The organism is Psychrobacter sp. AOP5-GZ1-6 (assembly GCF_052376345.1).
Classification (GTDB): Bacteria; Pseudomonadota; Gammaproteobacteria; order Pseudomonadales; family Moraxellaceae; genus Psychrobacter.
On sequence record NZ_JBQSVP010000092.1, the window covers coordinates 1 to 12,298 of the forward strand.

The 12,298-nt window shown below is 37.2% G+C and carries 15 protein-coding genes and 2 pseudogenes; 14 read left to right on the forward strand and 3 right to left on the reverse strand.

From position 1 onward, the window contains the following. Nucleotides 1-451: recombinase family protein (locus tag ACT3RN_RS11160; protein ID WP_444518635.1), on the forward strand; the 451-nt coding region annotated here is incomplete at its 5' end. Between the two features lie 28 nt (nt 452-479). Here ACT3RN_RS11160 and ACT3RN_RS11165 read toward each other — a convergent pair. Further along, on the reverse strand, nt 480-758 hold the full coding sequence (locus ACT3RN_RS11165) for a hypothetical protein (RefSeq protein WP_443563542.1): 279 nt from the start codon (nt 756-758) through the stop codon (nt 480-482). A gap of 64 nt (nt 759-822) precedes the next feature. Further along, nucleotides 823-1,419 carry a hypothetical protein gene (locus ACT3RN_RS11170; protein ID WP_444518636.1) on the reverse strand — a complete coding sequence of 199 codons (597 nt, stop codon included), beginning with the start codon at nt 1,417-1,419 and terminating at the stop codon, nt 823-825. A gap of 406 nt (nt 1,420-1,825) precedes the next feature. On the opposite strand from ACT3RN_RS11170, the gene ACT3RN_RS11175 reads away from it, so the two are divergent. The 6 genes and pseudogenes from ACT3RN_RS11175 to ACT3RN_RS11200 all read left to right on the forward strand — a co-directional run. After that, nucleotides 1,826-2,248, forward strand: coding sequence for a hypothetical protein (locus tag ACT3RN_RS11175; protein ID WP_198335621.1), 423 nt, complete (start codon nt 1,826-1,828; stop codon nt 2,246-2,248). A 32-nt stretch (nt 2,249-2,280) separates the two neighbouring features. Next, nucleotides 2,281-3,264 carry a WG repeat-containing protein gene (locus tag ACT3RN_RS11180; RefSeq protein WP_444518637.1) on the forward strand — a complete coding sequence of 328 codons (984 nt, stop codon included), beginning with the start codon at nt 2,281-2,283 and terminating at the stop codon, nt 3,262-3,264. A 198-nt stretch (nt 3,265-3,462) separates the two neighbouring features. Then, a pseudogene (locus ACT3RN_RS11185) lies at nt 3,463-4,744 on the forward strand (IS256 family transposase). 135 nt (nt 4,745-4,879) lie between these two features. Next, a complete protein-coding gene (locus ACT3RN_RS11190; RefSeq protein WP_444518638.1) occupies nt 4,880-5,887 on the forward strand; it encodes a helix-turn-helix domain-containing protein in 1,008 nt (335 codons plus the stop codon). Nucleotides 5,888-6,157: 270 nt separating this feature from the next. Then, on the forward strand, nt 6,158-6,655 hold the full coding sequence (gene ssb / locus ACT3RN_RS11195; RefSeq protein ID WP_444518639.1) for a single-stranded DNA-binding protein: 498 nt from the start codon (nt 6,158-6,160) through the stop codon (nt 6,653-6,655). Nucleotides 6,656-6,739: 84 nt separating this feature from the next. Continuing rightward, a pseudogene (locus ACT3RN_RS11200) lies at nt 6,740-6,988 on the forward strand (IS30 family transposase); the annotation flags it as partial. A gap of 136 nt (nt 6,989-7,124) precedes the next feature. Here ACT3RN_RS11200 and ACT3RN_RS11205 read toward each other — a convergent pair. Next, the gene (locus ACT3RN_RS11205; protein WP_444518640.1) at nt 7,125-7,715 is read right to left on the reverse strand and encodes a recombinase family protein; all 591 of its coding nucleotides are present in this window, start codon (nt 7,713-7,715) and stop codon (nt 7,125-7,127) included. Between the two features lie 378 nt (nt 7,716-8,093). Between ACT3RN_RS11205 and ACT3RN_RS11210 the strand changes: the two genes are divergently transcribed. From ACT3RN_RS11210 to ACT3RN_RS11240, 7 genes are all read left to right on the forward strand, one after another. Continuing rightward, a complete protein-coding gene (locus ACT3RN_RS11210; protein WP_444518641.1) occupies nt 8,094-8,348 on the forward strand; it encodes a hypothetical protein in 255 nt (84 codons plus the stop codon). Between the two features lie 55 nt (nt 8,349-8,403). Beyond that, entirely contained in the window at nt 8,404-8,589 is a 186-nt protein-coding gene (locus ACT3RN_RS11215) for a hypothetical protein (protein ID WP_444518642.1), read from the forward strand. An 88-nt stretch (nt 8,590-8,677) separates the two neighbouring features. Beyond that, complete coding sequence (locus ACT3RN_RS11220; RefSeq protein ID WP_444518643.1) at nt 8,678-9,139, forward strand: hypothetical protein; 462 nt, start codon at nt 8,678-8,680, stop codon at nt 9,137-9,139. Nucleotides 9,140-9,194: 55 nt separating this feature from the next. Next, nucleotides 9,195-9,575, forward strand: coding sequence for a hypothetical protein (locus tag ACT3RN_RS11225; protein WP_444518644.1), 381 nt, complete (start codon nt 9,195-9,197; stop codon nt 9,573-9,575). A 70-nt stretch (nt 9,576-9,645) separates the two neighbouring features. Next, complete coding sequence (locus tag ACT3RN_RS11230) at nt 9,646-10,176, forward strand: HAD hydrolase-like protein (RefSeq protein WP_444518645.1); 531 nt, start codon at nt 9,646-9,648, stop codon at nt 10,174-10,176. Nucleotides 10,177-10,190: 14 nt separating this feature from the next. Next, on the forward strand, nt 10,191-10,865 hold the full coding sequence (locus ACT3RN_RS11235) for an amidophosphoribosyltransferase (protein WP_444518646.1): 675 nt from the start codon (nt 10,191-10,193) through the stop codon (nt 10,863-10,865). A gap of 38 nt (nt 10,866-10,903) precedes the next feature. After that, a complete protein-coding gene (locus ACT3RN_RS11240) occupies nt 10,904-11,896 on the forward strand; it encodes a DNA-processing protein DprA (protein WP_444518647.1) in 993 nt (330 codons plus the stop codon). Nucleotides 11,897-12,298: the final 402 nt, after the last annotated feature.

Below are 12,298 nucleotides of genomic sequence, written 5' to 3' on the forward strand. Positions count from 1 at the left end.
GGGTGATGTTATCTTAGTTGAGCAAATTGATCGCTTGGCACGTTTGAACCAAGCTGATTGGGATACTCTCAAAAGAATGCTATCAGAAAAAAAGCTCTCTATCGTATCAAAAGAGCTGCCGACCTCATATATGGCCCTTCAACCTGAGCGCAGCACTGAATTTATGAGCAGTATATTGCAGGCCATCAACTCGATGATGCTCGATATGCTCGCAGCCATTGCTCGAAAAGATTATGAAGATCGCCGCAACCGTCAGATGCAAGGTATTGCTCGAGCTAAAGCAGAAGGTAAGTATTCAGGACGTAGAAAAGATACCGAAAAGCGCAAGATTATCGCTAGTCTGCTCAAATCAGGTCATAGCTATTCTGATATTCAAAAAATGGCTAAGTGCTCACGGCATCTGATCGCTGATGTGGCTAAGAAAATACCTAAACTGATCACTACTCATTAATCCACTATAAGTAGATTAATGAGCCTTTTTAGATGGTTCCCTTGGGACATACTGTTTTAAACTGGCTAATAAACTGTTTTAAGGTGAAGCCCTCACTTAATGGACTATTATTATTGACTTGCTCAGGTGTTAAATTATCAATAAAAGGTTGCTCATTTTTTGAAGCGCCTCTACGAACAACCTCGAACCTCATAGGAATTTCACCTGATTTATTAGCACGTCTAAGTGTCAGATTTTTAGACTTAGCCAAACTGAGTAGTTCATTATAGTTATCTCCACGAGTTGTAGTGGTTTTCTTAGTTAACATATTTATCTATAACCTGATTTTATGAATTTTTAATGAAAGCCAATGTGTGAAATCTCTATAACTGTTACGTCCGCAAGTGCCATTTAAAATCTTTATATTCTGTATCCCATTCACGATCATTACCATAGTATTCTCTTCCATCGTACTTTATATGTTTGACTATGTACGCATCTATATACTCATGATAATAAATTTCTAACTTTGTTGGGTCAAAATCACTACTAGATATAATCCGATTTTCATTAAACTGTACCCCTTCAGTAGTTTCCCTAGCCATGAATACAGCAGTACCTGAAGGTAAATCACCTATCATCCCGGGAGATGAGCTAATGCATTTTGTCTTAATGCCGAGTTCTTCCAATGTATCTGAATCAAGGTCGCATTCCCAATCATCATCTCCGTTCTCTAAATCTACACTCAAAATACAATCACTAGTTAATTCTGCGCCTGACAAACACCACAAATTATCCACATCATACAGACAACCACCATCAACAAAATCGTGCTCTTTGGGTATTTGTAAATTACTTGATTCAGGATTGTCTAAATACTCAGCATATTCCTGTAAGTCAATATTTTTATTTTTGAAATACTCATAAGTATCCTTTGCTACTGTACCGGAGTAAATAAATATACCGTAACCTTCCATTCTAATAATCATTACTATCTCCTCAATTAAATAGTGTACACATACATTTGTTTTTTACCTTTTATTAAGACTACCAAAATAATTTTCTATTGAACAGTATGTAGATCTTCTTTACGACATTATACGTCGTGTCCGACACAATTTTACTATTTAAGAGACTTTGATAGGTTGTACAGCTCGCTGCATTTTTTTCATATTCACTCATGTTGTACCCATCTGTGCAAAAGACTGAGCTATTCCAGCTGAAAACCTCTTTTTATCTGCTCTTTGAAATTAAATTTTATTTGTCAATTTAAGAATTTTTTAGTTAAATGCTACAGATGCGTCATTTAATGTCGCACAGGACTCTCGAGTCATTGCAATAGAAATAGATTTAGACGATAGTAATACCAAACAACTATCTATTAAGGGGTGTTATATGAAAAAAATATGTCTGACATTAATTTTGGCAATCAGCAGTACTTGTAGTTACGCAGGACTGCCTGAGATGATGAATATTTATAATAATCCAAACACTGCACCGAATGTACCCGAATGTAGGGGTGATAGTTATTGCAACGGATTTATAGCCTTATCTAAACAATGGAAAGATATTCCTGACTCTTATCGTTATGAGGGTGACCATGACATTAAGTACTACGCCAAAAGAGGCTGGACTTATGATGATCAAGGACGAAATAGAGGGCTTTCTATGGGTTTTGGTTGGTCTGCAGATAGATCAAATCGTTTTATAGAAGGTGCAGAGTACTATACTGATAATAGAGGGTATATTCCTGACCACTATGAAGGGGGGTTGGCAGTATTGCTATATATAGAAGATAAAAATGGATGGACAAAATAATAGCCTTAACAATAAAAAACGTAGGAATATCAATGAATAAAAGTTTTTTAAAAACAGTGAGTGCTAGTCTATTAAGTTTGATGTACTGCTCAGTTGCAAATGCAGATTTGCAGCGTTTTTATGAAGAGTCAACAGACAGCTGGGATTGTGGCTACAAAAATAGTTTGGGTGAAGTGGTGGTTCCTACTGGTCTGTTTGAGGCTTGTGGAGAGTTTTCTGATGGTTTAGCTTATGTTGGAAAAATAAAAAAGGGCTACGATGAAGAAGGCAATCTAAGCTATAAAAATCTTCAGGGCTTTATTGATAACAAGGGTCGATTGGTTATTCCTGTTGAGCATGAAGCTAATGATACAGGTATGGATACTGACTATAAGAGCTTTAATGAAGGGCTAGTGGCTGTTTATCGTAATGGTAAGTATGGATATATGAATAAGCAACGAGAACTTATCATTCCCTATCAGTATCAGTCAGCAGAAGCATTTCAAGACGGGTTGGCAGTCGTAAGCTTGAAAGAGAAATATGGAGCTATTGACCAATCAGGAAAAACTATTGTTCCTTTTAAATTTAACTTTCTTCACTCTTATTCAGATGGACTGGCTCAGTATACTGAAAGTAATCACTGGAATAATGGCAGTCAATATGGTTTTGTTGATACCAATGGCAATATCTCAATTAAAGCAAAATGGGATCGTGCTTGTAATTTTTCAGAGGGTTTAGCAGCCGTTCGAGTGGGTGACTATGAGACTGGTAAATGGGGTGTTATCGATAAATCTGGTAATTTTATCGTGGAACCTAAGTACGATGCGCCCAATATTCAAACTTGGAGCGACGCATACTACGATGATTGCTACTACAAAGAAGGTAAAATAAATATGTATCAATACACTGATGCTAGTAAACCACACGAAAGCAGTATTACAAGATATACGCTTGACAATCAAGGTAATGTCATTAGTGAAACGTCCTATGCTAATTGGGATGCTGTTATCAAAAAATATGAATTCCAAAGTTGGTAAAAGTATATTAAGGAATACGCTATGAAGAATTATGTTCAATCAGTCGCTATGCGAGAGAGCCTTTCCTAAAAAGTGTGTAACTGCTTATAGCAATGACGACTCAATCTGACATTAAGAAACTAGCTGAACAAATAGCTCGATTGGGAGTTTCCCAAACTTTGTGTAACTGCTTATAATCCACTAACAGGAGAATAAGCAATGACTAACCAATCTGACATCAAGAAACTGGCTGAGCAAATGGCCAGCAGCATGAAAAGCCTCGATGACATCAAAGACTTTCAAAAGCAGCTCATGCAATCTTTTATCGATACTGCCCTTGAAGCCGAGATGGAAGAGCATCTCGGTTACCCCAAGCATGAGAAAGCCGATAAACCTAATAAGCGCAACGGGCACACTAAAAAGAGAGTCCGTAGTGACACAGGCGAGCTTGAGATCTCCACCCCCAGAGACCGCGACAGTAGCTTTGAGCCTGTACTTGTCAGTAAGCATCAAACCCGTATTTCAGGTCTTGATGACAAAATCATATTTCACTACAGGCATAGCCTTCCGTCTTGCGCTTCGGGCAAGTGTCTCCCAGACACTTGCTGATCCTCGCTCATGCGCCAAAGGTCAAACCACTACTGAGATTGTCGAAACCATCAAGGACATCTACGACGTCGACATCTCAAGCAGCTTGGTTTCAAGAGTCACTGACAACATCTTAGAGGACATCACCGCTTGGCAGAACCGGCCGCTGAGCAGTGTTTATCCTATTGTCTATTTGGACTGCATTGTCGTTAAGGTACGTCAAGATAAGCAGATTATTAACAAAGCAATTTACTTAGCTCTAGGTGTCGCTCTTAACGGTAAAAAAGAGCTGCTTGGTATGTGGCTCTCAGAGAATGAAGGCGCCAAGTTCTGGCTAGGCGTTCTCACTGAACTACAAAACCGCGGGGTGCAAGATATACTCATTGCCTGTGTCGATGGTTTAAAGGGCTTTCCTGATGCCATCAATACGGTTTATCCCAATGCTCAGGTTCAGCTGTGTATCGTGCATATGGTGCGCTACTCAATGAAGTTTGTACCCTGGACGGACAAAAAGGCAGTAGCCGCTGATTTAAAGGCCATCTACGGCGCTGATACGCTTGAGATAGCAGAGGCTAACCTTGAGCACTTTGATGAGACTTGGGGCAAAGAGTACCCGCACGTGGTCAAGTCTTGGCGTAATAACTGGGAGGGCTTAACGGTATTCTTCGAGTACCCTAAAGATATTAGAAAAGCTATTTATACCACCAATGCTATTGAGTCGCTAAACAGTGTGATTCGTACAGCGGTGAATAAACGTAAGGTGTTCCCGTCCGATCAGGCCGCATTCAAGGTAGTCTATCTAGCAACCCAGCAGGCGTCCAAAAAGTGGTCGATGCCGATCCGTAACTGGACGTCTGCTTTGAATCGCTTTATGATTATGTTTGATGACCGTATCAGCAAGCATTTAATCTAAAGGGCAGTTACACAGAATCTGGGATGGGCTCGCTTTGGTGAAGATCAATGCAACCTATTTTTATTATCATTTTTAAATTTGAAACTAATTAACCCTTCAATATTAGAACTAGGACGTATCAATAAAGGATTAGCAATGAAAAATTTCACCATACCACCCATCAGTAGGTGGTATACAGTTAAAAACTCTAATAATCGTCAATTGGCAGTATTCGTAAACTCTCCAATAGCAGCTTCTTATCACCAAGACTATCATCCTGGCAATAAAGCACTAAGGAAGCAAAGAGGAACCGTTGAATACATCATTACCACTTTGAAAAACCAATTTCACGATACACCCGAAATTGTTTTGCAAGGTGCTAGCAATGATTTAATTGAAATCTTAAAACAAGATTTGCCAAAAATCCTAATTAAGACAGGCAAAGAAAAACTGACCGTGTGTGTTATTCCTAGGGCTAAAGCAGAAAATACTTATTCTCCTGATCAATTATATTTTAAACGCTCTGTACAAAGAGCGGTTGCAATGCTCAATGCTTTTGAAGATGGCAGCGACTTCATTGTAAGACATACAGATACAAGAACCACGCATATGGATAAATCAGGCTATGGTGGCACTGGCAATTTACCTTATCCTGGAATTACTCAAGACACTTGTACAATTGCAGCAGAAGTACGAAACAAAGATATCTTGTTAATTGATGACCTATATACTGAAAGCGTAAATATTGATGAAGATGCCATTCAAACACTGCTTAACCATGGTGCCAATAGTGTAACTTTATACTGTTTAGGTCGAACTAAGTCTTACCAAAGCGATATTGTGAAAGATAAGGCTAAACTGTACAAACAAACCCTTAAAGACACTTATGATTTAATTATAGATGGATATTCAATTGAAGCTATCTCCAAAGAAAGGGGGGTTACCGTAGGCACTATTGTAAATCATATATGGGAAATATCTACAATTTTAGGATCGTACCCTCTTGAACAATTTAGACCTCCAGAATCTATCATATTAGCAGTCAAAGAAGCTGCAATGAAGTTGGGTAGTTCTAGGGAATTAAAACCTATTTTTGAGGAGCTGAATGAAGAAATCCCATACAACGACATACGCTTAGCATTAATTTTTACTGATGAATATTAAAGAACAATTTTTAAATTTTTTAGTTAACAACACCAGTTTCTACATAAGTAAACATAGCAATGCAATCAAAATTCTTATGGAGCTTTATAGCATTTAAAAATCTATCCTATTGCTTACATGGATGAAGGCGGCTTTGAGGCTAGAATCGTTTGTCCTGTTGGTAAACCCTGTACCAATTGCTACAACTGGCAAGCGAAGGAGCGTGTGAAAATATCGCGCAACTACTACAATGTAGTATTTAGATAATTACCAAACTAAGAGAGAAATATTATGCGCGGAGTTAATAAGGTCATCATCATCGGCAACCTCGGTGCAGATCCCGAGGCACGTCAATTTAATAACGGTGGTAGTGTTACCAATATCTCAGTAGCGACCTCTGAGCAATGGACTGATAAACAAAGTGGCGAAAAGAGAGAAGCGACCGAATGGCATCGTGTTTCACTATTCAATCGTTTGGGTGAAATCGCCGCTCAGTATCTGCGTAAAGGCAGCAAAGTCTATATTGAGGGTAGCTTACGTACTCGTAAGTACCAAGCCCCTGACGGTAGCGACCGTTATGCGACTGAAATTCGCGCTGACCAGATGCAGATGCTAGATAGTAATGAAAATAACAACAAACAAATCATTCATCCGGACCGTGAAAAGCCTCAGAATGACCAGCAAACACCGAACAATAAAATAAATAAAAGTAATGTTAATCAGGGGCTTCCACCTGGACCAGTAGATGACGATATTCCCTTCGCTCCTCACTTTGATGGTCAATTTTAAAATTTTGGAAATAACTATCAAAACGTTTGAAGAGCTTGTATCAGGTAGTTGGTGAAGTAATAACTTAAAGGCCGTGAACATTAAGGTGTGCCTGTTACTCTAGTGGATAGAACCACTCGAGAGACTAAAATCAAAGCTTTACCCAATCGTGAAGCAAAGGCTGTGACACACGCTTCTATTAGTATGCTAAAAGCTGAGAAGGCTCTAAGCATCACCTTTGATAGTGGTAAAGAGTCCTCTGATCATGAAACTATGAGCTCAACATTAAAAGCTGATATTTACTTCGCTCAGCCTTATCAATCTTGGGAGCGTGGTACTAATGAGAACATCAATGTGAACCGCCCCGGCTATATTGGAGGCAATTTTTTCGAATCAGAATGTATGATTAGAATCTATAAGATTAATCATTATATGTCTGATCGCATTGTGTCTATAAGAAGGCAAATAAACAATTAAAAAACCTCAGCTATCATCCCTGCTTTAACACCCGATAAACCGTAGCCACCCCAACACCAACCGCCTTAGCAATCTCCTCTTTCGTCATATTGTTTTGACTGGCCAACTCTCTAATACGATTATGTTTCACTGTATTGGCTTTCTTACCTGTGGGCTTATAACCACTATTCGCTAACCCCTGCTTAATACGCTCTCTACGCTTATCGTTATCAAGCTTTGCCATCGTTGCTAACAAGTCGATCAGCATATGGTTAATCACTGCTAGGATCTCACCTGTCATGCCCTTACTTACCGTATGCGTGGTTGGTAGATCGGCCACCACCAATCGCAAGCCCTTGTCTTTGATGCGCTGCTTTAGAATTGCAAAATCATCTTGAGATAGCCTGCTTAATCTGTCCACGCTTTCAACCAGCAGAATATCGCCTTGATCAGCGTCCTTTAATAGCTTAGCTAATACTGGCCTATCGAGCTTTGTACCACTGAAATGCTCAACATACTCAACATGGTTATCATTATAGCTTTGGCTAAAGCTAATCAAGTCAGACAAGGCTCTCTTAGTATCTTGATCCTTAGTGCTGGCTCTCACATAAATACGAACGGTCATAACGCCACCTTTATTAATTAGACTTAATAATTAATGTTCATTGATAATTGCAAGATATTACTATCATTTAATAATAGTAACAAGTCTAATGATAGTAATATTATCGTTTAAAGGTTTTATGTTTTGGGTATAGACTAATGATAGGGCGGTTGAAGTAGCTTTACTGCGTTAGTCTATTTTACCCAGTCTATTAATTGGTTTTTGGTACCTTTTAGGTAGTTTCGCTAGGGTGTACCCTATAGGTGTTTAAATCCATCTAATTTTATATATACTATTTTTATATTTAAATATTGACTATTGTAATAATACCATACATACTATGGGTCATATGGTGATCAATCAAAAGAGTCTCGGTACTTATAAAAAAAAGGACCTATTATGAATAGTAATGCGTTGAAATATACTAATAAAATCCTTGATGCAAGTGGATTAAGCCAAGATATACAAGGTATGACGCCAAAAGAAAGCAAGGCGGCAATGAAGAAGCTAAAAAGACTTCTTAAAGATATTGAGTTTTTAAGAAGAACCGGTGGAATTACTTTGATAGTTGCAGAAGATAGTATTGTAACAACCTATCATAACAACTCTATGAATAGAAAGCTTAGTGCGAGTAAAATAAATATTTTTTATTGACTATTACAAAAGTAATAATTTGAATAAATTTTAAAAACTACTAAGGAATATTATTATGAAAGCTACTAAACACTGCCAAGTTCGTCAAAAACAACGCAATATTTCTAGTCCAGTGGTTGCTCTAGCATTAAGCTGTGGAAAGAATATAAAGAATTCAGACAAGATTGTTTTAAGGAAAGCCGAAGTAGATGGCCTATATAACAGTCTGCTCGATCTTATGAAGCGACTCGAAAGAGCTTAGCAACCAATGTAGCCACATAGAATATATACAAAACGGTAGTGGTTTCAAATATCTATAATCAATTGTCAGCAATATACAGGTAAAGTTTATGAGTTTAAAAATCGAATTTGATGAAGCGGCTTTTAATAAATTAGAAGACCCAACCACGGCTTTTGATAAGCCAGAATTTAGAAAGTTTAATATGAGATTTAACAATCTCGATTTGTTGATTATTGATGCGATTGCTAAACGCGACGGCGTATCACGTTCACAGATCATTAATGATTTTATTGAAGAGTCCCTGAAAGATTTTTTGAGTCAGTGCTCAAGTGAAGAGGCACTACTCATAACGGAATACGCTGAATTTCTAAGTAAAAATAGTACTAAATCTAATAAAAATTTCTCGTGGCAATTATGGAATATTAGTCGTAGAAGTGTTCATCCAGAGAGTTTGTTGGATAACCAAATGCATCTTTTAAATGAGCACTTTAAATCAGGACAAGCACCGCAGTCCTTGAACAACCTGAAAGAGTTACTTGATAAGAGTAAGGCAAAAATACAACAAAGCTGATTTGATTCGAAAATTAGTAATAAGTAAATATTATCTAAATAACCAGGAAATACTAATGACTTCACTATTTGAAAAATTTAATGAAGCACAAAAAGCCAGTAATGATGAGCACTATTCAACTATCTCAGTAAGAACGCCTTCTGAAATCGCTTCAATGGTAGAAACTGTCAGCACAGTGACCCAGGAAGCTGTCATAAATATGTTCACCAGTAGCTTATCTTCATATTTAGCGAGCTATCTGCTTGAAGATTCCAGAAACATGGACCTCATTAAGCAAGTATTAGACGAACAGTATGATAAGCATGATCATGAAGTAGAAAAGATGGTTTCAGGTAGTTGTATTGAAGTTTTAGAAGACGAAAATATTTTGAAAGTTAGTAATTACATTGATTTCGATTCAATTTCATTTAAACTGAAAGTTGCTAGGAATAGCTAAGCGTAATTCATAGAAGAGGTAGGTATTCTATAGTTAAGCTAGCCGATACTTATGGATGAGGTACAGTATATTGAATGATATTGAAATGATATTAACTGATCTGGATGGCACTTTGTGTGACACTGATGAAGCCAACAATTTAGCTTATAAACAAGCGATTGGTTACTGTGCACCCCATCTGCAAATCCCTTTAGTAAGAAGAATCACTAAAGAGGTGGTCGATAAACACTGTGGCGACGAAGTATTAACCGAAAAAATCCAAGAAAAGAAGATCGAGTATAATTCGGAGTTTTTAGGTTATACTTACCTTAATAAAGAGCTAATTGAATTTTTGATTGTTAATAAGAGCACTACTAAGGTATGTTTAGTAACTAAAGCTTCTCCTGAAAGAGTTATTCAGCTTATTGATCATCACAACTGCGCTAAATTGTTCGATAAAATATTTTTTTGCAAGGATATACACAATAAGTATCAATATGCACTTAACGAAATCAATATTTGCTCTAAAAAGGTTCTAGTTTTCGAGGATGATGAGAATGAAATACTCCACGCCAATGAAGCTGGAATACCAAATAAAAATATAACCAAGATTAGCTTATAAGTGAGGATTAAGACGTGAATCAATATACCATCGTAAAAAACGAGTATTTGAACAAAGATATAAAAGCATTCTATCGCTGTGAATATTATGGGCTTAATAAACCTGGTAACCCTAACTATCTCAATATCTTAAAAAATACGTTTGGTAATGAGTACGCATCTAAATTATTAGCTGCTAAAGATTCAGTTAAGTTTAATCTTGCAAATGAACTTTCAAGCATACTATCTAATATAGAAGATGATGAAGTCACTATATGTGTCGTACCTAGGTCAAAAAAACTCAATACCTACAATGGGACACAGTTAAAGTTTACTGAAGCCATTAGAGAAACAATTCCGTTAGTCACACATTCGAAGAATAAATTAGTGGATGGTAGTGATTTTATAGTTCGTCATACTGATACTCTTACTACTCATCTAAAAAACACTAGTTATGCTGGTGAAGGCAATGCACCATATCAAGGAATTACCAGAGATACTTGTAATATTTCGGGAAGAGTAAGAGGAAGGCATGTACTATTAATTGATGATATTTATACAAAAAATGTCAATATAGACGAAGATGCTATTCAATGTCTATTAGATTATGGTGCGAAGGACGTTACTTTTTTTAGCATTGCTCGTGTACCACACTATACATTTCAAGATGACCTCCCAGACGAGATAGTTTTTGCTACAAAGCGTCACTAAATTATTGAAATAAATATATTTTTACAAGTAGGCTTCCAATGAAAATAACAGATCATGCTCTAAATGTTTTAACAGCTCGCACCTTCAAAGGTATAGGGGAGGCATGGTTAAATAATAATCTAACAACTAAGATCCCTTATGAAGCTATTGTAGAGCTCATTGCGGCAAAGGATGCCAGCGTAACAGAGCAAGCTTTTTTAGAAATGAAGGCTAGGCTTGAACGTTTGATTGAAAACTTAGGCGATAGTTGTGATGGTGTGGTAGCAATAGGCGATGATAACTACCCAACTCTTCGTCGAGAACTAAAGAAAAAAGGTGATATCCCAAGCTTCTTGTTCTACAAAGGAGATTTGGATTTACTATCTCCTGATAATTATAATGTTGCTGTTATTGGTGTGCTCAATCCAGATAAAGAAACCGAGGTTGATGAAAACCTGGTAGTTGAACAGTTCATCAAAAAACAAGATGCCACAATTGTCAGTGGCTTAGCAGATGGCTGTGATAGCATCTCGCATAGAAAGGCACTAGCATTAAACGCTCGAACTGTTGCTATCTTACCCAGCCCGTTAAATAATATCTTACCAGCTCAAAACATAGATTTGGCTCGTGAAATTGTTGAAAACCAAGGTTTGCTAATTACTGAGTATTTAACGTCACCTTCATCTGCTAACTTTAGAGAACAAGCAGGTAGATATGTAAAGAGAGATCGTCTGCAAGCGCTTTTTAGTGATTTAGTCGTATTGAGCGCTAGTTATTGTAAAACAAGCCTTGATCCCAATAATCCTAAACCAGATAGTGGTTCCCGTCATGCTATGGAGAAAGCTAAAGAATATGATATTAAGCGTGCTGTAATATATAACGAAGACTATCAGAACAATCCTAAGTACGATTTAAATCGACAAATCATAAAGGAAGATGGTCCACAAGCCATAGTAATTAACCCAAAGGATATAGAGAATTCTTTACCTAGTAATCTGAAAGAATCAAATGGAAGACTTTCAACACCTGAGCAAGTAGGTCTAGGCTTCTAGTTAGTGTCCATATAGGTTGTAATCAACTTATATGGACATTTCTCTCTATTGATCAACGTTCTAATTGACGCATTATGAACACCAATTAAAATAATCCCGCACGATTGAATTTTACTATAAAAGAGTCAAGAAACTGGTTTACAGCCCCGGCGTCTAAAAAGTGGTCGATGCCCATTCGTAACTGGACGTCTGCTCTTAATCGCTTTATGATTATGTTTGGTGATCGTAGTAGTAAGTATTTAATCTAAATGGCAGTTACACAGAATTCAGGATGGTCTCCCCAAAATCTAAATTAACCCCAGTTCGGGATAAGGGCTCAAAAAAAAGATAAAAAAAGAAGTCCAAAGTTGCTAAAGTAAGTTTACCAAGACCACTTAAGCAAAAAGGACTTCTTACATGGAC